Genomic DNA, 23,015 nt, shown 5'->3' with positions numbered 1-23,015 from the left:
ATCTGCTGTCGCACGACGGTTGGCGTTCCCCCATTTGCCAGCCGGCGGCGTACGGGGCCTGGCCTGCTTCTTTCCCCCCTTGGCGGGCTAGGCCCCGACGATTTCAACCGGGCGAATGGTTCTTGGGAACCTGGTAAGCGTCGCCCTGGGCCTGCATCGCCGCGATCACCCGGTCGCCGACGAACGGATTATTCCGCCGCTCGGCCGCGAAGGTCGACATCGGCCCGTGCCCGGGCACGAACCGCACGTCGCCGCCCAAGGGCCAGAGCTTCTGGGTGATCGAGTCTAGCAGATCTTGGTGGTTGCCCAGCGGGAAGTCGGTCCGGCCGATCGAGCCCTGGAACAGCACGTCCCCGACCTGGGCGAAGCGCGCCTCGCGGTGAAAGAACACGACGTGGCCCGGCGTGTGGCCCGGGCAGTGGAAGACCTCGAACGCGGTCTCGCCCAGGGTGACGGTGTCGCCGTCCTTCAGCCAGCGGTCGGTAACGAAGATCCGCGCCTCGGGCACACCGTACATCTCGCCGGTCTGCTGGATGCGGTCGATCCAGAACTGGTCGTCTTCGTGCGGACCTTCGATCGGGACGCCGGTGCGGGCCTTCAGTTCGGCCGCGCCGCCGGCGTGGTCCATGTGACCGTGGGTGATCCAAATCTTCTCCAGGATAAGGCCCTTGTCGGCGATCGCCTTGAGCAGACGATCGACCTCGCCGCCCGGATCGATGACGGCCGCCTTCAGGGTCTTGGCGCACCAGACGATCGTGCAGTTCTGCTGCAGAGGGGTGACCGGGGCGATCACGGCGCCGATCGGCATGGTCGAGGCGCCTGGGGCCTGGGACATCGGAGACGCTCCAAAAGGAAAGGGCGGGAGCCGAAGCGCCCGCCCTCTTTGACCTAAAGCCTATCGGCTGGAGATCAAGAACGCTCTTCCTTCGAACCCGGGGCCGGCGCGCCCGGCATCGGCGGAATGGCGGTGCCCGGAGCGTTCGCGTCGAGTTCGGCGACTTCGATCACGCCGCGGCCGACGTGGCTCTTGCGGAAGCCGTAGGCGAAATAGAACACCAGACCGATGCCGGCCCAGATCGGCAGCAGCAGCTTGGCCTTCATCGGCAGGTAGAAGAACAGCACCAGGCAGCCGACGATGGCCAGCGGGGCGATGATCCAGACCAGCGGCGTCCTGAACGGACGGCGACGGTCCGGATCCTTGATCCGCAGCATCATCACCGCGACCGCCACCATCAGGAAGGCGAACAGGGTGCCGGAGTTGGAGATGTCGGCCAGCTGACCGACCGGGAAGAAGGCCGCGGCCACCAGGACCAGGCCGCCAGTGACCATCGTCACGATGTGCGGCGTCTTGAACTTCGGGTGCACCTTGCTCAGCACGCTGGGCAGCAGGCCGTCGCGCGACATCACGAAGAAGATGCGGGTCTGGCCGTAGATCATCATCAGGATGACCGAGGGCAGGGCCAGGCCGGCAGCGAGGCCAAGCAGGTTGCCGACGGCCGGATGGCCGATCTCACGCAGGACGTGGGCCAAGGCTTCCTTGGAGCAGACCAGCGGCATGGCGCCGGCGGCCGAGATTTCCTTGCATCGGGCGGCCAGCTCGATCGAGCCGGGTGACAGGACTTCGTGATTCAGGCCGAAGACCGGTTGAGCGCCGTAGGCGCCGATCGCGCCGCCGGCGACCAGCAGATAGAAGATTGTGCAGATGACCAGCGAGCCGATCAGGCCGATCGGCACGTTGACCTGCGGGTTTCGCGTCTCCTCGGCGGCGGTCGACACGGCGTCGAAGCCGACATAGGCGAAGAAGATCGAGGCGCCCGCCCCGATGACGCCGGCGGTGGCCAACGGCGCGAAGGGGTGGAAGTTCTCCATCTTCATGACCGGCACGGCCAGGAAGACGAAGGCGGCCAGGGCGCTGATCTTGATGGCGACCAGGAAGCCGTTGACCGTGGCGCTCTCCTTGGTGCCCAGCACCAGCAGCCAGGTGACCAGCAGCGAGATCAGCACGGCCGGCAGGTTGATGAGGCCTCCGGCATAGGGACCGGCCGTCAGCATGTCGGGAATGTCGATGTGCGCCAGGTGCTCGATCAACCCGACCACGTATCCGGACCACCCCACGGCCACGGCGGAAGCCGCCACCGCGTATTCGAGGATGAGGGCCCAACCGACCAGCCAGGCGAAGAACTCGCCCAGGACGGCATAGGAGTACGTGTAGGCGGAGCCCGCGACGGGAACCATCGAGGCCAGTTCGGCGTAGCAGAGGGCGGCGACGGCGCAGACGGCGCCAGCGATGATGAACGAGATCATCATGCCTGGGCCGGCCTTTTGGGCCGCTTCGGCGGTCAGCACGAAGATACCGGTGCCGATGATGCCGCCGATGCCGAGCAAGGTCAGCTGCACAGGCCCAAGCGAGCGATGCAGCGATTTCTTCTCGGCGGTCGCTAGGATCGCATCGAGCGATTTAACGCGCCACATATTTCCTCCTGAATACGCACGACTCCCCCCGGGGGTCGTCCTTGGATAAATTTTGCGGACCGTGACCCGTTTATGAGCATGGGGTCAAGGCCAGGCCGCGAAGGGGCGTAAATGCTATCCGCAGCCGTGACTCGTCCAGCCCTGCTTGGCGCGCATCCTTCCGACCGCTAAAGCGGGCGCGATGTTGCCCATTTTCGAGGCCCTTCCGGCGCTGAAAGGCGCCCTGAGCACGCGGGAGACCGCCGTTCTCGTCGCGCCGCCCGGCGCGGGCAAGACGACCGCCGTTCCCCTGGCGCTGTTGGAAGAGCCATGGGTCCAGGGCCGCAAACTGATCGTGCTGGAGCCCCGCCGCCTGGCCGCGCGCGCCGCCGCGTCCCGGATGGCCGCCAATCTGGGCGAGGCGGTCGGCGAGACCGTCGGCTTCCGTGTTCGCCTGCAGTCCAAGGTCTCGGCCAAAACCCGGATCGAGGTCGTCACCGAGGGCGTCTTCACCCGGATGATTCTCGACGATCCCGGCCTGGATGGCGTCGCCGCCGTACTGTTCGACGAGTTTCACGAGCGCAGCCTGGACGCCGACCTGGGCCTGGCCTTCGCCCGGGACGTCCAGAGCGTGCTGCGCGATGACCTGCGCCTGTTGGTGATGTCGGCGACCTTGGACGGGGCCCGGATATCGTCGCTGCTGGACGACGCGCCGATCGTCGAGAGCCAGGGGCGGATGTTCCCAGTCGACACCTGCTATCTGGGCCGCGACGAACGCCAGCGGTTGGAAGAGCGCGTCGGGCGCGCCGTCGAGCGCGCCCTGGCGGAGGAGGCCGGCAGCGTGTTGGTCTTCCTGCCGGGCCAGGGCGAGATCCGCCGCGCCGAGAGCTGGCTGAACGAGCGTCTGCGCCGGCCAAACGTCGACGTCGCGCCGCTGTATGGCGCGCTGGATCCGGCGGTGCAGGATCGCGCCATCGGTCCGGCCCCCGCCGGCCGTCGCAAGGTGGTGCTGGCCACCTCGATCGCCGAGACTAGCCTGACCATCGAGGGCGTCCGGGTGGTGATCGACGCCGGCCTGGCCCGTATACCGCGTTATGACCCGGCCTCGGGCATCACGCGTCTCGACACTGTCCGGGTCAGCCGCGCCGCCGCCGACCAGCGCCGGGGCCGCGCCGGCCGTACCGAGCCTGGCGTATGCTATCGCTTGTGGGACGAGCCCGAGACCCGGTCGTTGCCGGCCTTCGCTCGGCCCGAGATCCTGGAGGCCGACCTGTCGCGCCTGGCCCTGGACCTGGCTCGCTGGGGCTCGCGCGATCCCTCGGGCCTGACCTTCCTGGACCCGCCGCCTTCCGCCGCCTTCGCCGAGGCGCGAACCTTGCTGACCCGTATCCAGGCGCTGGACGGGCAGGGGGATCTCACCGCCCACGGCAAGGCCCTGGCCGAGATGCCGCTACCGCCGCGTCTGGCGCACATGGTCGTGCGCGCCGCCGCCTCGGGTCAGGCCCGCGAGGCCGCCGAGATCGCCGCCGTCCTCACCGAACAGGGTCTGGGCGGCAAGGACATCGATCTGCGTCGGCGACTGGAAAACCTGCATCGCGATCGGTCGCCTCGCGCCCGGGACGCCATGGCCCTGGTCGAGCGCTGGAGCCGCGCGGCGGGCCGCCCCCCAAGCGCGAAGACTGGCGGCGCCAAGGCGCTCGAGATCGGCCTGATGCTGGCCGAGGCCTATCCCGAACGGGTGGCCAAGGCGCGGGGCAAGCCGGGCGAGTTTCAGCTGGCCGGCGGGCGCGGCGTCTATCTAGAGCCGACCGATCCCCTGGCCCGCGAGGCCTGGCTGGCTGTCGGCGAGTTGGGGGGCGGCGACAGTCGCGACCGCATCCTCCTGGCCGCGGCCGTCGACGAGGCCGACCTGCGCGAGACCTTCGCCGATCGCCTAGTGGCCGAAGACCGCCTGGAGACCGCCGGCGGCAAGGTTCGCGCCAAGCGCCTGCTGCGCCTGGGCAAGCTGGTCCTGGCCGAGCGGCTGATCGAGAACCCCGACCCAGCGATGATCGCCGGCGCGCTGATGGACCAGGTCCGCGCCGACGGCCTGTCGGGCCTCAGGCTGGGGCAGGGCATCGAGGGTTTTCGCAGTCGCGTCGCCTTCCTGCGGTCCCTGGACGGCGAGGCCTGGCCTGACCTCTCCGACGCCGCCCTGATCGCGCGTCTCGACGAGTGGCTGGCGCCGCTTCTGCCGGGGCGCGCCTCGTTGGCCAGCCTCGACGAGAACAGCCTGGACGGCGCGATCCGCGCGCTGGTTCCCTGGGACCTGCAGCAGAAGGTCGAGCAGATGCTGCCAGCTCGTTTCAAAGCGCCGACCGGCACCACCGTGGCCATCGACTACGCCGCCGAGGCCGGCCCGCGCATCGATATCCGCGTGCAGGAGCTGTTTGGCCTGACCGAACACCCCAGCATCGCGGGCGGCAAGGTCCCGCTGGTGCTGTCGCTGCTGTCGCCGGGCCACAAGCCAATCCAGATCACTCGCGACCTGCCCGGCTTCTGGAAGGGCTCGTGGCGCGAGGTGAAGGTCGAGATGAAGGGCCGCTATCCTCGCCACGTCTGGCCGGACGATCCGGCAAATACGGCGCCGACCACGCGGGCCAAGCCCAGAGGGACGTGAGGCTCTGGCCAAGGAAGCCGGCGTCGCCGAGCCAAAGAAGCCGGGTACGAAATAGAGCCGACCTCTACCCGGTCACCGTATAGATCATGATCCCCGTGGCCACCGACAGGTTCAGGCTGTCGGCGCGTCCCCGCATCGGGATCTTGACGTTGACGTCGCAAGCCGCCGCCAGCTCCGGGGGCAGACCCTGCTGCTCGTTGCCCATCAGGATCAGCGACGGCTTCACATAGTCGGCGGACTTGTGGTCAACCGTGGCGGTCAGCAGGGTGCCGACCACGCTGCCGGGCCAGGTTTCGCGCCAGGCCAGAAACTCGGCCACCGTGGCCTTGGCGATCTTCACGGCGAAGATCGAGCCCATGGTCGCGCGCACGCCCTCGACCGAATAGGGATCGACACAGTCGCCGACCAGGATCACTCCGCCGCAGCCGGCCGCGTCGGCGGTGCGGATCACGGTGCCGAGATTGCCGGGGTCGCGGACGGCCTGCATCGCCACCCAGCACGGCGCGCTCGCTGGCACGATGGCCAACAGCGGCGTGTAGAGCTGCTTGAACACCGCCACCACCGCCTGGGGGTTGTCGCGGCGCGAGACCTTCTCGAGGATTTCCCGATTGACCTCAATGACTTCGCCGCCGTCCTTCAGGCACGCGGCGACAGCCTTCTTCAACATCGGATGGTCGGCGGCGTCTGGGCCATACATGACGATCTTGGGCGCGTGGCCGCAGTCGATCGCCTCGATGACGATTTTCAAGCCCTCAGCCAGAAACAGGCCGCTCTCCTCGCGCTCCTTGCGCATGTGCAGGGCGCGGACGGCCTTGACGGTGTTGTTGGTCAGGGAAGTGACGGTCTTGGTGTTCATTGACCCTGCCCTTCAGACGACCAGCGGGCGAAGAATGACAGGCCGATCTGACGGTCGCCCTTTTCCTCGACCAAGGACAGCTCGCCCCAGTCGATGACGCCCCCCCGACCTTGCAGCTCCTGGGCCAGCAGGCCCGACATCGCCGCGCCCGAGACCCGGGCGGCATAAGCGTTCATCAGCAGGAACGAGGCGTCCTCCGAGAGCAACTCGGCGCAGTCCTTGGTCAGGGCCGCCAGATCCTCGAATAGACGCCAGACCTCGCCGTCGGCGCCGCGGCCGAACTTGGGTGGGTCCAGGATGATGCCGTCATAGCGGTTGCCGCGCCGAACCTCGCGGGCCACGAACTTGCGGGCGTCCTCGACAATCCAGCGGATCGGCTTGTCGGCGAGACCGGCGAAGGCCGCGTTCTCGCGAGCGAAGCCGACCGACTTCTTGGAGGCGTCCACGTGGGTCACGGCCGCGCCGGCGGCGGCGCAGACCAGCGAAGCCACGCCAGTATAGCCGAACAGGTTCAGGATCTTGGGTTGCGGCCCGGAACCTTTCGAGAAGGCGCGTACCCGCTCGTCCTGCCAGGCCCAGTTGGCCGCTTGCTCCGGGAAGAACGCCAAGTGCCGGAACGGCGTGAACTGACCGTGGAACCTGGCCTGACCCCAGGCCAGGTCGAATTTCTCGATCGGCTTGCCCTTGAAGCGCCAGCGGCCGGCTTCGTCCTCGTCGGTGGGATCGAAGACGGCGTCGGCCTCGTCCCAAGCCTTGGCCGGCAGGCGCGGCGTCCAGAAGCACTGCGGCTCGGGGCGCACGACGGTATAACGGCCGTAGCGCTCCAGCTTCTTGCCGTTTCCGCTATCCAGCAGGGCGTAGTCCGCCCAGCCAGTGGTGCGCATGACGAGGGGGGTGGGGGCGATCTTCGGGGCCATCGCCCGCCCATACCGCCTTACGGCCCGGGGCGTCCAGAGCGGGGCGCATGCCGGGTCTTGTCCCAGTGGTGCGGAGCGGTGACGAATTGGTGCAAGGCCTTCACCGCCGCCACACTCTGCAGCAGCCAATAGAACGCCATGCCGAACAGGTGCAGGAACTTCGGCTGTCCGCCGGCCCGCATCACGCCGCGCGCTCCGGCGATCGCCGCCGAACCCCAGCCGAGGGCGTAGAGCAGAAGGTCCAGGGGCGGAATAGCGAAGGCGCCGTCGGGCATGTAGTCGAGCGTCGCCGCGACGATGGCGACCAGCATCACCGGACCGTGCAGGTGCGACGAGGCCACCGACTGGGCAAGGGTCAAGACCAGGGACAGAGCGTTGCGCGGCTGGCGCGGGACGCGGCCGCGGGCATGGACGGCCAGGGTCTGCATGTGGCCCTTGATCCAGCGGGCCCGCTGCGGGAGCCATTGACCCCAGGCGGTGGGCGCGGTCTCCCAGGTCGGACGGTCGATCACGCCCAGGCGATGGCCGGCGGCGACCAGCCGGAAGCCGACATCGGCGTCCTCGGTGACGTTGTAGGGATCCCACGCGCCGATCTCGCGCAGGGCGGCGACCTTGAAGTGGTTGCTGGTGCCGCCCAGCGGAAAGGCCAAGCCCCAGCGGGCCAGCGCCGGCAACAGCACCTCGAAGTGCGCCGCGTATTCCAGGCGGAATTGCGAAGGAAGGAACAGCGAAAACCCCGGATCCTCGATCCGCAGCGGCGCCTGCAAACAGGCCAGGCGTGGGTCCGAGACCGCGAAGCGGGCCGCCGCCTCGCGCAGCTGTCCGGGGTCGGGCATGTCCTCGGCGTCGTAGATCACCACCAGTTCGCCGCGCGCGCGCTCCAAGGCATGGTTGCAGGCGCGGGGCTTGGTCTTGGGCGTTCCCGGCGGCGCGACCAACACCTGGACGAAGGCAGGCAGGGCGATGGCCCGCACCGCCGCCTTGGTGATCTCGTCGTCGGCCTCCAGTACGATCAGGACCTGGAGCCGGTCGCGCGGATAATCCAAGGCCACCAAGTTCTCGACCAGTTCAGCGACGACCTCGGCCTCGCGATAGAGCGGGGCGATGATCGTGTAAGCTGGTAGGTCCTCGTCGATCAGGCTTGGTGGGCTTCTGCTCGGGAGCGGCGTGCAGGCCGCCGCCAGCCGGGTGAAGCCGCCTAGCAGGAAGACGGCGAAGAACAGGTGATGGACCAGCGTCATCGCGCTGGACGGGTCCAGCACCACGCCGAGTCCGGCCAGTAGGCCGGCTACGGCGACGAACGCAGCCTGGGCGCGCGAGAGAGTCTGATGCGCCCCGTCTCGCGTCCCGTCTTCCACGCCAAGCGTGATCGCCGCCGGGATGTCTTGCTCGACGGACACAGGTCCGCCAGCCGGCGCGAACGCCGGATCCAACCGTCTTTCCTCGCGCGCCATGGAAGCCCCTGAACGCCGTCGCCCCAACGGACGCAGATAACGGAATCGCAACCATGAAGTGTCAAACGGAAAAATGTGCGTTCTACGCACAATTCTCGCGCGCGCGAGATCGCTCGGCGCCGCGCGCGCACTCGAATTCTCCTGCGACGCACGTTCTTGCGACGGCTGGGTGATTCCCGTTTAGTGTCTGCCGGGGAAATGCAGGGGAAGCCAAGTCCGTGACGGTCGTTCTGAAGAAGCCTCACAAGTCCGCGCGAAAGCCCAAGGGTGACGGGCACTTGCGTCGGGGCGAGATCCTGGCGGCGGCCGAGAAGATCTTCATCGCCGAAGGTTATTCCGGCGCGACGATCCGCAAGATCGCCGACGCGGTGGGCGTGTCTTCGACCGCGCTCTACATGCACTTCCGCGACAAGGACCAGATCCTGATGGAGATCAGCAACGACGCCATCGAGCGTTTGCTGACTCTGAACATCGAGATCGCCGGTCGGCCGATCGATCCAGTTTCACGCGTGCGGCTGATGTTGGAGGCGTACATGCAGTTCGCCCTCGACAACCCCAACACCTACCAGTTGGTGTTCTGCACCACCGGCGATCACATCTCGCAGGACAAGATCGCCGACACGATGGCGCTGGGCGACCGTTGCTTCGAGAAGTTCAGCGAACCGGTGCATGAGATCGCCGCCCAGGGCCGCCTGCGCTCGGGCTCGGCCGTCGAGGCCGCCGAGGTGTTGTGGAGCGGCTGCCACGGCCTGGTCTCGCTACTGATCACCAAGCCCTCGCGCAACTGGTCGGACCCCGACCATCTGATGAAGGTGATGCTGGACGGCTTGCTCCACGGCCTGGTCACGGACTGATTTGGTGAACGCCGCCAAGGCTTTGCGCGCGCTTTTGGCGGTGATGGCGTTCGCGCCGGGCGTGGCCCTGGCCGGGCCACGCGTGATGTCGCTGGACTCTTGCGCCGACCAGTACGTCCTGGCCCTTGCCCCGCGCGACAGCATCGTCGGCCTCTCGCATCGGGCCATCTCGCGCGATAGCTACCTGCGCCGCGACGCCGCCGGCCTGCCACTGCGGCGAGCAACCTTCGAGAGCCTGGTGGCCGCCCGGCCCGAAGTCGTCGTGCGCCTGTGGGGCGGCGACGCGCGGCTGTCCAAGGCTTTGGAGAAGAAGGGCGTAACGACCGTGGCGCTCGACGACGCGGCCGACTTCGACGGCGTGCGCGCCAATGTCCGCAAGGTCGCCGCCGCCCTGGACCGCCGGCCGCAGGGCGAGGCGATCATCACGCGAATGGACGCCCAGCTGGCCCGCGCGGCCGGCGCGGGGAAGGGCAGGCCAGTGCTCTACCTGACGCCCGGCGGCTACACGGCCGGCCCCAGCACGCTGATCGACGCCCTGCTGAAGGCGGCGGGTTACTCGAATGCCTCGACGGCGCCGTACTTCGCACCGGTCTCGCTGGAGAGCCTGGTGATGAAGCCGCCGGCGGCCGTGGTGCTCGGCTTCTTCGACGGGACCCGCGCCGGCGCCGACCGCTGGGGCCCCGGCCGCCACGCCGCCCTTCAGAAGGCGGTGAAGACCCGCACCGTGGCCTCGTTGCCGGGCACGATGATCGGCTGTCCCGGCTGGTTCGCCGCCGAGGCCAGCGCGATCCTGGCGGAGGCGGCGCGATGAGCCTTTCTCGCCTTTGCCTGCTGATGCTCCTGGTCCTGGCGCTCGCGGCGACCGTGGCCGTGTCGCTGGGCGAGACGCCGTTGTCCCTGGCCCAGTACGCCCAGGCTCTGGTCCATCCGGCGTCGCAGCCCGGCGAGGTGTTGTGGACCATCCGCGCGCCGCGTGTGGCGGTGGCGGCCCTGGTCGGCGCGGCGCTGGGCCTGGCCGGCGCGACTATGCAGGGCTTGTTGCGCAATCCATTGGCCGATCCCGGCGTGCTGGGCGTCTCGGCCGCCTCGGGCCTGGGCGCGGCCCTGGCGATCTCGGCGGGCTTGGCGGTGATCCCCGGAGCGATCGAGCTGTCGGCCCTGATCGGCGCCCTAGTCGCCGGCGGCCTGGTGGTGGTTCTGGCGGCGCGGTTCCGCGAGCCCGAGGCGCTGATCCTGTTCGGCGTGGCCCTGTCGGCCTTCGGCGGCGCCCTCACGGCGCTGGTCTTCAACCTGTCACCGTCGCCGGTGACCACCGCCGAGATCCTGGCCTGGCTGATGGGCTCGGTCGAAAACCGCGACGCCATGGACGCCGTGCGGGCGATTGTCCCGATGGCCCTCGGCGCGGTCCTGTGCGTCCGGGCCGGCGTCGGTCTGCGCATGCTGACCCTTGGCGAGGAGGCCGCGCAGATGTCCGGCCTGCCGATGGCGCGGCTGCGGGTCTATGCCGTGGCCGGCGCGGCCTTGCTGACCGGCGCGGCGGTGGCCGCGGCCGGCGTGATCGGTTTCGTGGGCCTGGCCGCGCCGCACCTGGTGCGGGCCCTGGTCAAGGACGACCCCAAGCGGATCCTGTGGCCCTCGGCCCTGGCGGGGGCGCTGCTGCTGGTGCTGGCCGACTTGGCGGCGCGCGTCGTCCCCACCGAGCAGGAGCTGAAGTTGGGTGTCGTCACGGCCCTGTTCGGCGCCCCGGCCTTCGCCCTGCTGGCCTGGCGGGCCTCGCGGAGCTGGCGGTCGTGAGCGCCCTCTGGACCCTGGCCAACCTCGCGGCTCGTCACGGGCGCAAGGCCGTTCTCGAAGAGGCGTCGCTCACCGTGGCGGCTGGCGAGGTGATCGGCGTGGTCGGCCCCAATGGCGCGGGCAAGACCAGCCTGCTCCGCGCGGGCCTCGGCCTGCTGCCTCTGGAGGCGGGCGAGGCGAAGCTCTCGAACCGGCCCTTGACCGCGCTGAAGCCGGACGAACGCGCCAGGCTGGTCGGCTACTTGCCGCAGGACCGCCGGGTGGCCTGGAACCTGCCGGCTCGTTTGGTCGCCGCCCTGGGCGCGATCGATCTGGCCGACACCGCCGCCGACGCGCTGGCGCTGGACTGCCTCGCGCGCGTCGGCGCGGCCGAGCTGGCCGATCGCGGCGTGCTGGACATGTCGGGCGGCGAGCGGGCGAGGGTGCTGCTGGCGCGCTTGCTGGCCACGCGCGCGCCACTGCTGGTGGCCGACGAACCGGTGGCGGGCTTGGACCCCGACGCCCAGCTCTTGACCCTGGATCTGCTGCGCGCCGAAGCCACTAAAGGCGCGGCGGTGGTCGTAACGCTTCACGACCTGGGCTTGGCCGCGCGGTCCTGCGACCGGATCGTGGTGGTCTCGCACGGCCGTATCGTCGCGGAAGGCCTGCCGCGCGAGGCGCTGTCGCGCTTCATCCTAGGCCACGTCTTCCGGCTGGACGGCGAATTGGTCGAGACCAACGCCGGCCCGGTGCTGGCGGCGAAGCGGATCTAGGGGTTCGCCGTCGGCGTATAGGCCGCGGCCACGGACGGCGTGTAGACGTAGCCGCCGCGCTTGAGATCGCTGGACAGTGTTAGCGGGGCTACGCCGCCGTTCAGGCGGGCGCGATAGACCATGGTCGTTTCCAGGGTCCGCATCACGTAGTTGCGGGTCTCCGAGAACGGGATGCACTCGATGAAGTCGAGCGGGTCGGTCTGCGCGCCGCGCGGGTCGCCGCACAGGCCCGCCCACTGGGCGGGGCGACCGGGGCCGGCGTTGTAGGCGGCGGCGGCCATGATGTACGAGCCGCTGAAGCTGTTGATCATGTCGCCCAAGTACACCGAGCCCAGGCGCATGTTGTACGAGGCTTCCGACAGGCGATCGATGCTGTGGGCCTCGCCTAGCTTGCGGGCGACGATGGACGCGGTGGCCGGCATCAGCTGCATCATGCCGCGCGCGCCGACGCCCGAACGAGCGGCAGGGTCGAAATTGCTCTCCTGGCGCGAGATCGAATAGACGAAGGCCGTCTCGGCCGCGCCCGGGCCTGGCGTGAAGTGATGGTCCAGCAGCGGATAGCCACGCTCCGGCATGATGAAGCCACGCTGGGCGGCGGTGCGCACGGCGCGCATCGCCAGGTCCTGGTCGCCGTAGCCGCGGGCCAGATCGACCAGTAGGGCGCTTTCCTCGGCGTTGGGCAGGGTGTCGTCGATATAGAGCACCAGGCTGCGGAATAGGTCGCGATTGCCGGTATCGGCCAGGATCCGTGCGGCGCGAACCTGCTCGCGGCCGTAGAAGCGCGCGCGGTCCGCCTGGGTGATCACGGGGTCGCGGTCCAGGCGCAGCTCCTTGAGGCCCGCCTTCTCGGCGGCCAGCTGGCCATAGAAGGTTGTGATGTGACGCGCGCCCTCGGAATAGAAGGCCTGGGCGGCGATCAGATCGCCTTGCGCCTCGGCCGCGCGGCCCTGCCAGTAAAGGGCGCGGCCTTTGGTGATCGGCGAGGCGCCGACGGCGGCGATCTGGGCGAAGTGGGCGGCGGCCGCATCGGGGTTTTTCAGGCGGGTCAGGGCGATCCAGCCGGCGTAGAACTCGCTCTCGGCGATATCGGCCGGGGCCAGGGCCTGAGTGTTGTCGGCGGCGGCGTAGGCGCCGGCGCTATTGCCGGCCTTCAGCGCCGAGACGATCAGTTGTTTGCGCTCCTTCCAGATGGCGGTCGAGGCTTCCTCGGTCGGCGGGACCGGGAAGTTGACCACCATCGGTAGCGCCAGGGTGTCCATGCCATTGCGGCGCAGATAGGCGGCGCGCTCGAACACCACGCCGGGCGAGGCTTGCTGGTCGGGAGTCAGGGCGTTGTAGAGGCTGTTGGCGCTGGCGGAGTTCTGGCGATAGGCCATGCGCACCCGAGCCGTGGCCTGTTGGGTTTCGGACAGCATGGCGACCAGATCGCGGGCTGCAGGGCCTTGCTGTCCGTACAGCAGGATGTCGGCGCGGCGGGCGTAGTCGTCGGGGGTCAGCATGCCGCCGAAGCGCGCGATCATGCTGCGTTGAGCGTCGGCCTCGAACACCTTGTCGCGGAAGGTGCGGCGGATCAGGTCGGTGGCGTCCTTGTTCCGGCCGATCGCCTGGTACGCGCTTGCCAGGGCCATGGCGCCGTCAGCCGTCGCCGGCTGGGCGCCGCCGAACCAGGCGACGATGCGGGTGGGGTCCAGGCCAGAAGTGGACAAGGCCTTCTCGGCGGCGGCGTCGCGACGGGCGCCGCGCGGCCAGCCGGCCAAGTCGCGGCGGGCGGCATCCAGCTCGAAGAAGCTCATCGCTTCGGCGTTGTTGTCCACCAAGGCCCATTGGGCGATCTTCTTGGCGATCGGGTCCTGCAGGCTGTCCATCGCCAGGCGCGCGCCCGAGACGTCGCCGCGCTTGGCGGCGGCCAGCGCGGTCTGCAGGTTGGCCGAGTCGGTATCCGAAAGAGCGGCGGAGACGGCGGTCGGCGGCGTGGTGATCAGGCCGGGCGCGCTCTGGGTAGGATAGGCCGACGTCGTCTGGGCGTCCGCGGCCCCCACGACCACGGCCACGACGCAAGCTCCCCCAAGCAGAATCCGACGCGCCACTGAAGCCAAAACGCTCTCCTTAACCAAGTCTCCAAAGAGCCTTGTACTCGAATCTGAGGTCACGCCCTATGCGACGATTCAGGCCTCAATAGGGTTTAAAGTCCGGTTGCCGGGCTTGACCGGACGGCCTTCGCCCCTCAAATCCGCACCCTGCCTCTCGAACCGCGCCGGGGCGCCGGTTGCGGAACCGCGAGGCTGGGACATATTGTCCGCCCCCATCATCCTGCCGCAACACCGCGCGGCGTCTGCTCACGGCAATTTGCAAGTCATGGTCCAGTCTCACTTCAAGGGCGTCATTCCGGCCCTCGTCACGCCGTTCCGCGACGGTGAGGTGGACGAAAAAGCGTTCGTCGCGCTCGTCGAGCGTCAGATCTCGGGCGGCGTCCACGGCCTGGTGCCGGTCGGCACCACCGGCGAGACCTCGACCCTGTCGCACGACGAGCACAAGCGCGTCGTCGAGCTGTGCGTGAAGACCGCCGCCGGCCGCGTGCCGGTGATCGCCGGGGCAGGGAGCAACTCGACCGACGAAGCCATCGAGCTGGCCCGCCACGCCAAGACCGTGGGCGCCGACGCCTGCCTGGTCGTGACGCCGTACTACAATCGCCCCAGCCAGGAGGGCATGTACCAGCACTACAAGGCGATCAACGACGCCGTTGAGCTGCCGGTGTTCGTCTACAACGTGCCGGGCCGCACGGGCGTCGATATCTCCAACGAGACCCTGGAGCGCCTGTCCAAGCTGCCCAACATCATCGGCATCAAGGACGCCACTGGCGACCTGACCCGGATCAGCTTCCAGCGCCTGATGTGCGGCCCCGACTGGGTGCTGCTGACCGGCGACGACCCCACGGCCCTGGGCTACATGGCCCATGGCGGCCACGGCGTGATCTCGGTGACGTCGAACGTCGCGCCGGACGCCTGCGCGGCGTTCATGAACGCGTGCATGCAAGGGCAATGGGAGACCGGCCTCTACTGGCAGGACCGCCTGGTGCGCTTGCACAAGGCCCTGTTCCTGGATTCCTCGCCGGCCCCGACCAAGTTCGCCCTGGCGCATCTGGGCCTGTGCTTGGAAGACGTTCGCCTGCCGATCACGCCGTGCGCGGACGCCGTGCGTCCGGTTATCTTGGAAGCCATGCGCGAGGCTGGCCTCGAGTAATGACCAAGCCGATCGCGGAAAACCGGCGCGCCCGGTACGACTACTTCATCGAGGAGACCTTCGAGGCCGGCATCATGCTGACCGGCACCGAGGTGAAGTCGCTGCGCGTCGGCCGGGCCAACATCGCCGAATCCTACGCCTCGGTCGAAGGGCGCGAGATCAAGCTGATCAACGCCGACATTCCGCCCTATGGCCATGCCAACCGCTTCAACCATGAGCCGCGCCGCCACCGGAAGCTGCTGCTGCATCGCAAGCAAATCGACAAGCTGATCGGCGCGGTGCAGCGCGATGGTCGGACGATGATCCCGCTGAAGCTCTATTGGAACGAGAAGGGCCTGGCCAAGCTTGAGATCGGCTTGGCCAAGGGCAAGAAGAACCACGACAAGCGCGAAACCGAAGCCGCCCGCGACTGGGCTCGCGACAAGGCCCGCTTGATGAAGGGCGACCGCGGGGACTGACCCTAGCGGAACCGCGCCGAGGGCGTGGAAATGGCGCCTAGCCGAGCAACAGCTCGACTAGCGGCGCGGCGTCCCACTCGGCGGCGCGCGGCGCCGCGACGATCGGCGTCGCTCGCTCGAAGGCTCGCAGCATTTCGATAGTCTGGTCGAGGTTTGGCGCGTCAAGGCTCTCGCTAGTCACGATCGCCGCCACGGCTAGGCCGCGTGCGCGCACCACCTCGAGCGCGGTCAGCAGATGGCTGGCCGTTCCGAGATAGCTGCCCGCGACCAACAGGACGGGCAGGCCCAGCGCGACCATCAGGTCGAGATTGGTGGCCTCGTCGGTCATCGGCGACATCACGCCACCGGCCCCCTCGACGAGGGCGAGGTCGACCGCGCGACTTCCGAGCCAGGTCCGACAGTCGGCGACGAGGTCGGCCATCCGCAGGATATCGCCTTCCGCGCGTGCGGCCAGGTTTGGGGCCAGCGGCGCGCGATACCGGCGAGGCGACACCCGCGCCCAGTCGTTCGGACGGCCCAGGGCGTCCGCGAGGCGCGCGGGATCGCTGACCTCCGGCGCGGCCGGATCGAAGCCGCTGACGACGGGCTTGAAGGCGTCCACGCTAAGGTCGCGCGCCCGGGCGGCGCGGAGCAGGGCGCAGGCGACGTGGGTCTTGCCCAGGTCCGTGCCGGTTCCGGCGATGAAGAACGCGTTCACGCCGCCAGCTTCCGCAGGGCGGCGACGGCGTCGGCCAGACGGATCACGTCGGCATCGTCATGTTCGGCGCTGAAGGCCACGCGCAGGCGGGCCGTGCCTTCGGGCACCGTCGGCGGGCGGATGGCGACGACCAAGAAGCCTTGAGCTTCCAGCGCGGCGGAGGCGGCGAGGGCGGCTTCCGCGCTGCCCAGCACCACCGGCGCGATCGGGCTGACGGCGTCGGGCAGGCCGAGACGGCGGGTGAACAGGCGGGCCTTGGCGACGGGCTGGACGGTCAATTCCGGCTGGGCTTCGATGATATCCAGCGCCGCCAGGGCGGCCGCGGCCGACGCCGGCGGCAGGCCGGTGGCGTAGATCAGGGTGCGGGCGCGGGTCTTCAAGAGGTCGATCACCGCCTGTGAACCGCAAAGATAGCCGCCATACGAGCCCAGCGCCTTGGATAGGGTGCCCATCTGCAGCGGAATGTCGGCGTTCGGGAACAGAGCGCCCGAACCCCGGCCTTCCGCCAACACCCCGACCCCGTGGGCGTCGTCGCTGAGCAGCCAGGCGTCGTGGCGCGCGCAGAGGTCCGACAGCACGTCCAGCGGGGCGATGTCGCCGTCCATCGAGAACACGCCGTCGGTGGCGACCAGGGCGCGGCGCGCGAGCGGGCGCTCGGCCGCCAGCAGACGTTCCAGGTCGGCGGTGTCGTTGTGGGCGAACTTGACGATCTTGGCTCCGGACAGCTGCGCGCCAGCCCAGATGCAGGCATGGGCCAAGGCGTCGACGAAGATCGCGTCGCCGGAGCCGACCAGGGTTGGGATGACGCCGGTATTGGCCAAGTAGCCCGAGCCGAAGACGCAGGCCGCCTCAGTTCCTTTCAGTCGCGCCAAACGCTTTTCCAGGTCGGAGAGCAGTGGGTGGTCGCCGGTGACCAGGCGCGAGGCCGCCGCGCCCGCGCCGTAGTTCAGCGCCGCCTCGGCCGCCGCCGCGCGGACGGCGGGATGTTGCGACAGGCCCAGATAGTCGTTGCACGAGAACGAGATCAGCCGCTTGCCGTCGCGCTCGACCACGGCGCCGTCGTGGCGGCGCGTGGGCTTGAGGCGCCGCAGCAGGCTCTTGGCGTCCAGGGCCGCCAGCTTCTCGCCGGCGAAGGCGTCGAGGCTCTGCATGTCGTTTCCCTTTGCCGTGGCTGGTGCGCGGGAATAGGCAAGGCGCCCCGAGTCCGCAAACGGAAAGCGCCGTCATGTCCGATCCGAACTGGCTCACCCAGGGCGCCCCGCATGTCTGGCGGCCCTATTGCCAGATGAAGACCGCGCGGCCGCCGTTGCCGGTCGTGGCGACCCACGGCTCGCGACTGGTGCTGGCCGACGGACGCGAGCTGGTCGACGGCTTAGCCTCGTGGTGGACGGCCTGCCACGGCTACAACCATCCCCACATCGCCGAGGCCTTGCGCGAGCAGATCGGAAAGATGCCGCACGTGATGTTCGGCGGCCTGGCGCACGAACCGGCTTATCGGCTGGCGGCGCGTCTGGCGAAAATGCTGCCAGGCGACCTGGACCAGGTGTTCTTCGCCGAGAGCGGCTCGGTCTCGGTCGAGATCGCCATGAAGATGGCGCTGCAGTTCCAGATCAATCGTGGCGTGGCGGGGAGGACCAAGTTCCTGGCGTTCCGGGGCGGCTATCACGGCGATACGCTGGCGACGATGACGGTCTGCGACCCAGAGGAGGGCATGCACAGCCTGTTCGCCGGCGTCATGCCCGACCAGGTGATCGCGGACTTGCCACGCGATGGGGCAGGCGAGGCGGCGCTGGACGCCCTGCTGGCGGCGCGCGGCCATGAGATCGCGGCGATCCTGGTCGAGCCGCTGGTCCAGGGCGCGGGCGGCATGCTCCTGCACCCGCCCGAAGTGCTCCGAACCCTGCGGCGTCTGGCCGATAAGCACGGCGTGCTGCTGATCTTCGACGAGATCTTCACGGGCTTTGGCCGCACCGGGACGCTGTTCGCCATGCAGGCGGCGGGGATCGAGCCCGACATCGTCACCCTGTCAAAGGCCCTGACCGGCGGGACCCTGCCGCTGTCGGCGGCGGTGGCGTCGCGCAAGGTGTTCGAGGCCTTCTGGTCCGACGATCCGGGCGCGGCCTTGATGCATGGGCCCACCTACATGGCCAATCCGCTGGCCTGCGCGGCGGCCAACGCCTCGTTGGATCTGTTCGAGGATGGCGGCTGGGCTCACGACGTAGCGCGCGTGTCGGCCGCCCTGGCCGAAGGGCTCGAGCCTTGCCGGGCGGGGAAGGGCGTCGTCGACGTCCGGGCTCTCGGCGCGATCGGTGTCGTCGAGTTCGACGCGCCGGTGGCGGTGGGCGATCTTTGCGCGCGTTTCGCCGCGCGCGGCGCCTGGATCCGGCCGATGGGCAAGGTCGTCTATCTGGCCCCGGCCTTCACAACGGCCGATGCGGATCTCGATCTGCTGACAGCCGCCGTCCGCGAGGTGGTCGGCGTCAATTGACCTTGGGGACGGGGTCTGGTCCAAGCACGGCCATGTCCTCCAAGTCGTCTCCGCTCACGGTCCTGGAATATCTCGCCATCCTGGCGATCATCCTGACCTGGGGGATCAACAACGCCGCCGCCAAGGTGGCGACGGCTTACCTGCCGCCGATGCTGATGGGGAGCTTGCGTTTCGCCTCGGCGTTGGCGTTCCTGTTTCCGTTCATCAAGCCGCCGTTTCCCGAGCCCCGGAAACTGCTGGCCATCGTGCTGCTGACGGGGCCGATCCATTTCGGCGTGATCTATGTGGCGTTCAGCATGGCCGACGCCCTGAGCCCCCTGGTGGTGGCCAGTCAGCTGTGGATTCCGTTCACGGCGATCTTCGCCTGGCGGATGCTGGGCGAGACCATGCGACCGCCCGCGGTAGCGGGTCTGGTCGTCGCCTTCGTGGGCGTGGCGTGGATGAGCCTGGATCCCCACGGGGCCAGTGACTTGCCGGCCATTCTGCTGATCGTCCTGGCCAGCGCCTGCTGGGCCGTGGCCACGGTGCTGGTGCGCAAGACGCCTGGCATTAAGCCGCTGAAGTTGCAGGGCATGACAGCCTTGGTCGCCGCCCCGACCTTGCTGGCCATGTCAGCCGTGTTCGAGACGGATCAGGTCGCGAAGATGCAGGCCGCGCCGCCGATCGCCTGGCTCTGCGTGCTGTTCGCCGGGGTCGTCTCGACGATCGGGGCCAGCGCCCTGCTGTTCTGGCTTGTCCAGCGGCGCGAGGCCGGGCGCGTGACGCCGTATTTCCTGCTGACTCCGCTGGTTTCGTGCACGATTGGCGTGCTGCTGCTGGGCGACAAGCTGACCCCGCAACTGCTGATCGGCGGGGCGGCGACCATGCTGGGCGTGGCCCTGGTCGCCCTGACCGAAAAGCGGGCCAAGGCCCAGCAGGCCTTGGCCGAGACGGTTTAGGTTACTTCACCCCCCCGCACGCCGCCCGCGCGCCGGCGCCGCCGATCGGCTGGCTCCTGTGGTCGTCGGGGCTGGCGTGGACGACGATGGCCGAACCGTCGGTGTCGAGCAGGGCTGGACGGCCGCCCGCGCCCTTCAGCGACACCAGCGTCGAATAGGCCTCGGCCGTCGCCGCGCCGTCCGCGCCCGCGAACACGTTCGGCAGGTCGCCGCTGTCGTTGGAAGCCGGGTTCAGCAGGCCGTGGACCGTCGTGGCGGCTGTGTGGACGTGGGCCCCGGCCGACTTGAAGTCCGGCGCGCCGCAGTCACCTTTCTCGTGGAAGTGGACGGCATGCCAGCCCGGCGTCAGGCCCTTCAGTTCAAGCTTCAGCAGCACACCATGCGGCGCCTCGGTCAGCGTCACCACGCCGGCGTCCTTGCCGTCCCCGGTCTTGACCACGGCGGTCGCGGAGGTCTGAGCCCAGGCCGATGTGGTGAAGGCGGGCGAGGCGGCTAGCAGGGCGGCGAGAGCGGCGCCGACGGCGGTGGGGAGGCGGATCATGCGTTTTTCCTTCGAATTCAAGCGAAGAGGCGGGATGAAACGGCTGGAAAGGTGGCGCCTCCCACCTCCCAATGCTAACAGTTTCAGACTGTTCCGTGTCCGATTCTGACGGCGAAAAATCCCCTTGAGCGACGAACACACCACGATCCCCGCCGACGGTTCTCGCGGGGATATCGCCCCGATCAATATCGAGGACGAACTCCGCCGCTCCTATCTCGACTACGCGATGAGCGTGATCGTCAGCCGCGCCCTGCCGGACGCGCGTGACGGTCTGAAACCCGTGCACCGCCGAGTGCTGTTCTCGATGCATGAGCAGGGCCAGACGCCGGAGCGTCCGTACGTCAAGTCGGCCCGCGTGGTCGGTGACGTTATGGGTAAGTATCACCCGCACGGCGACGCCTCGATCTACTTCACCCTGGTCCGCATGACCCAGTCGTTCTCGATGGGCCTCGTCCTGATCGACGGCCAGGGCAATTTCGGCTCGGTCGATGGCGATATGCCCGCGGCCATGCGCTACACGGAATGCCGCATGGCCCCGCCCGCCATGTCGCTGCTGGCCGACCTGGACAAGGACACGGTCGATTTCGCCGACAACTACGACGGCAAGGAGCAGGAACCGACCGTCCTGCCGTCGCGGATCCCGAACCTGCTGGTCAACGGCGCGGGCGGCATCGCCGTCGGCATGGCCACCAACATCCCGCCGCACAATCTGGGCGAAGTCATCGACGCCTGTCTGCTGCTAATCGACGACCCGGAGGTCACCACCGATCAACTGCTGGATCTGGTGCCTGGCCCCGACTTCCCGACCGGTGGCGAGATCATCGGCCGCTCGGGCCCGCGCCAGGCGCTGCTGACGGGGCGTGGCTCGGTGATCATGCGCGGCGTGGCCAGCGTCGAGGAGCTGCGCGCCGGCCGCGAGGCCATCATCATCACCGAGATCCCGTATCAGGTGAACAAAGCCAATCTGGTCGAGCACATCGCCGAGCTGGTCCGCGAGAAACGCATCGAGGGCGTCGCTGACATCCGCGACGAATCCAACCGCGACGGCATGCGCATCGTGGTCGAACTGAAGCGGGACGCCTCGGGTGAGGTGATCCTGAACCAGCTGTACCGCTTCACGGCGCTGCAGACCTCGTTCGGCGTCAACATGCTGGCCCTGAACCGCGGTCGCCCCGAGCAGATGGGCCTGCACCAGCTGGTCAAGCTGTTCGTCGACTTCCGCGAGGAAGTGGTCGTTCGCCGGACGAAGTTCGAGCTGGGCAAAGCCCGCGATCGCGGCCACGTGCTGGTCGGCCTGACCATCGCCGTCGCCAATATCGACGAGTTCATCCACATCATCCGCTCGTCCAAGGATCCGACCGAGGCCCGCGAGCGCCTGGTGGCCAAGTCCTGGCCGGCCGGCGACATGCTGCCGCTGGTCGAGCTGATCGCCGACCCGCGCACCCTGCAGGAAGAAGGCGGCCTGATCCGGCTGACCGACGAACAGGCCCGCGCCATCCTGGCCCTGACGCTGTCGCGTCTGACCGGCCTGGGCCGCGACGAGATCGGCAACGAGGCGACGGCCCTGGCCGACGCCATCCGCGGCTATCTCGAACTCCTGTCGGACCGCGCCAACATCATGGCCGTGGTTCGCGAGGAACTGGTCGAGGTCCGCGAGAAGTTCGCCATCCCGCGCCGCTGCCAGATCGTCGACGGCGACGCCGATGTCGAGGACGAGGACCTGATCGTCCGCGAGGACATGGTGATCACCGTCACCATGAGCGGCTACGTCAAGCGCACGCCCTTGGCCGCCTACCGCACCCAGCACCGGGGCGGCAAGGGCAAGTCGGGCATGGCCACCAAGACCGAGGATGCGGTCACCCGTGTGTTCTCGGCCTCGACCCACGCCCCCCTGCTGTTCTTCACCTCGGGCGGCAAGGTCTACAAGATGAAGGTGTGGCGCCTGCCGCAGGGCGTCGCCAATTCGCGCGGCAAGGCGTTCGTCAACCTGCTGCCGATCGAGCCGGGTGAGACCATCACCTCGATCCTGGCCCTGCCGGAGGACGAGGCCACCTGGAGCGGCCTGGACGTAATGTTCGCCACCCGCTCCGGCAGCGTGCGCCGCAACAAGCTCAGCGACTTCGTGGATGTCCGCCGCAACGGCAAGATCGCCATGAAGCTGGACGCCAACGAACTGGGCGGGCGCGACGGCATCGTCGGCGTCGCGGTCTGCAACGCCGATCAGGACGTGCTGCTGACCACCGCGGCTGGCCGCTGCATCCGCTTCTCGGTCGACGAGGTGCGGGTGTTCGCCAGCCGTGACTCCACGGGCGTCCGCGGCGTCAGGCTGGCCGAGGGCGACGAAGTCATCTCGATGGCTGTTCTACGCAGCGTCGACGCCACCCCGGCCGAACGCGCCGCCTACCTCAAGCACCAGCGCGCCATGCTGCGCGCCGCCGGCGAGGAGGGCGACGACGCCCCCGCGGCCGTGGACGACGGCGACGAGGACGGCGACGAGACCACCCTGACGCCGGAACGCATCGCCGAACTGGGCGCGGCCGAGGAAATCCTGCTGACTGTATCGTCGGAAGGCTTCGGCAAGCGCACCAGCGCCTATGATTTCCGCCGCACGGGCCGTGGCGGCCAAGGCCTCGCCGCCCAAGATCTCAGCAAGCGCGGCGGCCGCTTGGTGGGCTCATTCCCGATCGACGACAGCGACCAGATTCTGCTGGTGACCGACCAAGGCCAGCTCATCCGGGTGCCGGTTTCGCAAATTCGTGTTGCAGCGCGGAATACTCAAGGCGTAACCATCTTCCGCACCGCGCAGGACGAACACGTCGTCAGCGTCGAGCGCCTCGCCGATTCCGGCGGAGACGACAACCAGGGCGAGGACAGCGGGGCGGAGACCCCGTAACCCTCGATCCCTTAGGACAGGGG

19 protein-coding genes are annotated in these 23,015 nt (G+C 68.8%); 10 read left to right on the top strand and 9 right to left on the bottom strand.

Annotated elements, in window-relative coordinates; translation table 11 throughout:
• Nucleotides 1–103: 103 nt before the first annotated feature.
• Nucleotides 104–835 (bottom strand): MBL fold metallo-hydrolase, encoded by a 732-nt coding sequence (locus tag ABIC66_RS13160; protein WP_354070732.1) that lies wholly within the window; start codon nucleotides 833–835, stop codon nucleotides 104–106.
• Between the two features lie 74 nt (nucleotides 836–909).
• Nucleotides 910–2,472: an amino acid permease gene (locus ABIC66_RS13155; protein WP_354070731.1), complete on the bottom strand. Its 1,563-nt coding sequence runs from the start codon at nucleotides 2,470–2,472 to the stop codon at nucleotides 910–912.
• Nucleotides 2,473–2,653: 181 nt separating this feature from the next.
• Here ABIC66_RS13155 and hrpB point away from each other — a divergent pair, with 181 nt between their 5' ends.
• Nucleotides 2,654–5,110, top strand: a complete 2,457-nt coding sequence (gene hrpB, locus ABIC66_RS13150; protein ID WP_354070730.1) for an ATP-dependent helicase HrpB — start codon at nucleotides 2,654–2,656, stop codon at nucleotides 5,108–5,110.
• Nucleotides 5,111–5,174: 64 nt separating this feature from the next.
• Here hrpB and ABIC66_RS13145 read toward each other — a convergent pair whose 3' ends face one another.
• Genes ABIC66_RS13145 through ABIC66_RS13135 form a run of 3 tightly spaced genes read right to left on the bottom strand, consistent with a single transcriptional unit; the run spans nucleotide 5,175 to nucleotide 8,337 of the window.
• The gene (locus tag ABIC66_RS13145) at nucleotides 5,175–5,966 is read right to left on the bottom strand and encodes a TrmH family RNA methyltransferase (protein ID WP_354070729.1); all 792 of its coding nucleotides are present in this window, start codon (nucleotides 5,964–5,966) and stop codon (nucleotides 5,175–5,177) included.
• On the bottom strand, nucleotides 5,963–6,883 hold the full coding sequence (locus ABIC66_RS13140; RefSeq protein ID WP_354070728.1) for an RsmD family RNA methyltransferase: 921 nt from the start codon (nucleotides 6,881–6,883) through the stop codon (nucleotides 5,963–5,965). The genes ABIC66_RS13145 and ABIC66_RS13140 overlap by 4 nt, the downstream gene beginning before the upstream one ends.
• A gap of 17 nt (nucleotides 6,884–6,900) precedes the next feature.
• Nucleotides 6,901–8,337, bottom strand: coding sequence for a glycosyltransferase (locus ABIC66_RS13135; protein ID WP_354070727.1), 1,437 nt, complete (start codon nucleotides 8,335–8,337; stop codon nucleotides 6,901–6,903).
• Between the two features lie 218 nt (nucleotides 8,338–8,555).
• On the opposite strand from ABIC66_RS13135, the gene ABIC66_RS13130 reads away from it, so the two are divergent.
• From ABIC66_RS13130 to ABIC66_RS13115, 4 genes are read left to right on the top strand one after another with little or no spacing between them, the layout of a single operon-like run.
• Nucleotides 8,556–9,191 carry a TetR/AcrR family transcriptional regulator gene (locus tag ABIC66_RS13130; protein WP_354070726.1) on the top strand — a complete coding sequence of 212 codons (636 nt, stop codon included), beginning with the start codon at nucleotides 8,556–8,558 and terminating at the stop codon, nucleotides 9,189–9,191.
• A 4-nt stretch (nucleotides 9,192–9,195) separates the two neighbouring features.
• On the top strand, nucleotides 9,196–10,002 hold the full coding sequence (locus ABIC66_RS13125) for an ABC transporter substrate-binding protein (RefSeq protein ID WP_354070725.1): 807 nt from the start codon (nucleotides 9,196–9,198) through the stop codon (nucleotides 10,000–10,002).
• Nucleotides 9,945–10,985, top strand: a complete 1,041-nt coding sequence (locus tag ABIC66_RS13120) for a FecCD family ABC transporter permease (protein WP_354070846.1) — start codon at nucleotides 9,945–9,947, stop codon at nucleotides 10,983–10,985. Before ABIC66_RS13125 ends, ABIC66_RS13120 begins: the two co-directional genes overlap by 58 nt.
• Nucleotides 10,982–11,737: an ABC transporter ATP-binding protein gene (locus tag ABIC66_RS13115; protein ID WP_354070724.1), complete on the top strand. Its 756-nt coding sequence runs from the start codon at nucleotides 10,982–10,984 to the stop codon at nucleotides 11,735–11,737. The genes ABIC66_RS13120 and ABIC66_RS13115 overlap by 4 nt, the downstream gene beginning before the upstream one ends.
• On the opposite strand, the gene ABIC66_RS13110 is transcribed toward ABIC66_RS13115, so the two are convergent.
• Complete coding sequence (locus tag ABIC66_RS13110) at nucleotides 11,734–13,833, bottom strand: lytic transglycosylase domain-containing protein (protein WP_354070723.1); 2,100 nt, start codon at nucleotides 13,831–13,833, stop codon at nucleotides 11,734–11,736. The genes ABIC66_RS13115 and ABIC66_RS13110 overlap by 4 nt on opposite strands.
• Nucleotides 13,834–14,092: 259 nt before the next feature.
• Here ABIC66_RS13110 and dapA point away from each other — a divergent pair, with 259 nt between their 5' ends.
• Both dapA and smpB read left to right on the top strand, forming a co-directional pair.
• Nucleotides 14,093–14,977, top strand: coding sequence for a 4-hydroxy-tetrahydrodipicolinate synthase (gene dapA, locus ABIC66_RS13105; RefSeq protein ID WP_354070722.1), 885 nt, complete (start codon nucleotides 14,093–14,095; stop codon nucleotides 14,975–14,977).
• The gene (gene smpB / locus ABIC66_RS13100) at nucleotides 14,977–15,435 is read left to right on the top strand and encodes an SsrA-binding protein SmpB (RefSeq protein WP_047413377.1); all 459 of its coding nucleotides are present in this window, start codon (nucleotides 14,977–14,979) and stop codon (nucleotides 15,433–15,435) included. The genes dapA and smpB overlap by 1 nt, the downstream gene beginning before the upstream one ends.
• 37 nt (nucleotides 15,436–15,472) lie before the next feature.
• On the opposite strand, the gene bioD is transcribed toward smpB, so the two are convergent.
• Both bioD and bioF read right to left on the bottom strand, forming a co-directional pair.
• Nucleotides 15,473–16,132 (bottom strand): dethiobiotin synthase, encoded by a 660-nt coding sequence (gene bioD / locus ABIC66_RS13095; RefSeq protein ID WP_354070721.1) that lies wholly within the window; start codon nucleotides 16,130–16,132, stop codon nucleotides 15,473–15,475.
• Entirely contained in the window at nucleotides 16,129–17,283 is a 1,155-nt protein-coding gene (bioF, locus tag ABIC66_RS13090) for an 8-amino-7-oxononanoate synthase (RefSeq protein WP_354070720.1), read from the bottom strand. Before bioF ends, bioD begins: the two co-directional genes overlap by 4 nt.
• Before the next feature lie 74 nt (nucleotides 17,284–17,357).
• Between bioF and ABIC66_RS13085 the strand changes: the two genes are divergently transcribed.
• Nucleotides 17,358–18,620: an adenosylmethionine--8-amino-7-oxononanoate transaminase gene (locus ABIC66_RS13085; RefSeq protein ID WP_354070719.1), complete on the top strand. Its 1,263-nt coding sequence runs from the start codon at nucleotides 17,358–17,360 to the stop codon at nucleotides 18,618–18,620.
• Nucleotides 18,617–19,558, top strand: a complete 942-nt coding sequence (locus ABIC66_RS13080) for a DMT family transporter (protein WP_354070718.1) — start codon at nucleotides 18,617–18,619, stop codon at nucleotides 19,556–19,558. The genes ABIC66_RS13085 and ABIC66_RS13080 overlap by 4 nt, the downstream gene beginning before the upstream one ends.
• Before the next feature lies 1 nt (nucleotide 19,559).
• On the opposite strand, the gene sodC is transcribed toward ABIC66_RS13080, so the two are convergent.
• Nucleotides 19,560–20,099 (bottom strand): superoxide dismutase[Cu-Zn], encoded by a 540-nt coding sequence (gene sodC, locus ABIC66_RS13075; RefSeq protein ID WP_354070717.1) that lies wholly within the window; start codon nucleotides 20,097–20,099, stop codon nucleotides 19,560–19,562.
• Between the two features lie 124 nt (nucleotides 20,100–20,223).
• Here sodC and gyrA point away from each other — a divergent pair, with 124 nt between their 5' ends.
• Nucleotides 20,224–22,992, top strand: coding sequence for a DNA gyrase subunit A (gene gyrA, locus ABIC66_RS13070; protein WP_354070716.1), 2,769 nt, complete (start codon nucleotides 20,224–20,226; stop codon nucleotides 22,990–22,992).
• The last annotated feature ends 23 nt before the right edge of the window (nucleotides 22,993–23,015 follow it).

Origin of the sequence: Caulobacter sp. 1776 (genome assembly GCF_040545685.1) — a bacterium.
Classification (GTDB): Bacteria; Pseudomonadota; Alphaproteobacteria; order Caulobacterales; family Caulobacteraceae; genus Caulobacter.
This window is presented reverse-complemented; position numbering and strand designations above follow the sequence as displayed.

What these genes read in the sequence shown, in the direction of transcription:
- dapA (WP_354070722.1), top strand. Translation starts at nt 14,093, where the DNA reads ATGGTCCAGTCTCACTTCAAGGGCGTCATTCCGGCCCTCGTCACGCCG.
- bioF (WP_354070720.1), bottom strand. Translation starts at nt 17,283, where the DNA reads ATGCAGAGCCTCGACGCCTTCGCCGGCGAGAAGCTGGCGGCCCTGGAC.
- sodC (WP_354070717.1), bottom strand. Translation starts at nt 20,099, where the DNA reads ATGATCCGCCTCCCCACCGCCGTCGGCGCCGCTCTCGCCGCCCTGCTA.
- ABIC66_RS13145 (WP_354070729.1), bottom strand. Translation starts at nt 5,966, where the DNA reads ATGAACACCAAGACCGTCACTTCCCTGACCAACAACACCGTCAAGGCC.
- ABIC66_RS13135 (WP_354070727.1), bottom strand. Translation starts at nt 8,337, where the DNA reads ATGGCGCGCGAGGAAAGACGGTTGGATCCGGCGTTCGCGCCGGCTGGC.
- smpB (WP_047413377.1), top strand. Translation starts at nt 14,977, where the DNA reads ATGACCAAGCCGATCGCGGAAAACCGGCGCGCCCGGTACGACTACTTC.
- ABIC66_RS13160 (WP_354070732.1), bottom strand. Translation starts at nt 835, where the DNA reads ATGTCCCAGGCCCCAGGCGCCTCGACCATGCCGATCGGCGCCGTGATC.
- ABIC66_RS13155 (WP_354070731.1), bottom strand. Translation starts at nt 2,472, where the DNA reads ATGTGGCGCGTTAAATCGCTCGATGCGATCCTAGCGACCGCCGAGAAG.
- ABIC66_RS13140 (WP_354070728.1), bottom strand. Translation starts at nt 6,883, where the DNA reads ATGGCCCCGAAGATCGCCCCCACCCCCCTCGTCATGCGCACCACTGGC.
- hrpB (WP_354070730.1), top strand. Translation starts at nt 2,654, where the DNA reads ATGTTGCCCATTTTCGAGGCCCTTCCGGCGCTGAAAGGCGCCCTGAGC.
- ABIC66_RS13085 (WP_354070719.1), top strand. Translation starts at nt 17,358, where the DNA reads ATGTCCGATCCGAACTGGCTCACCCAGGGCGCCCCGCATGTCTGGCGG.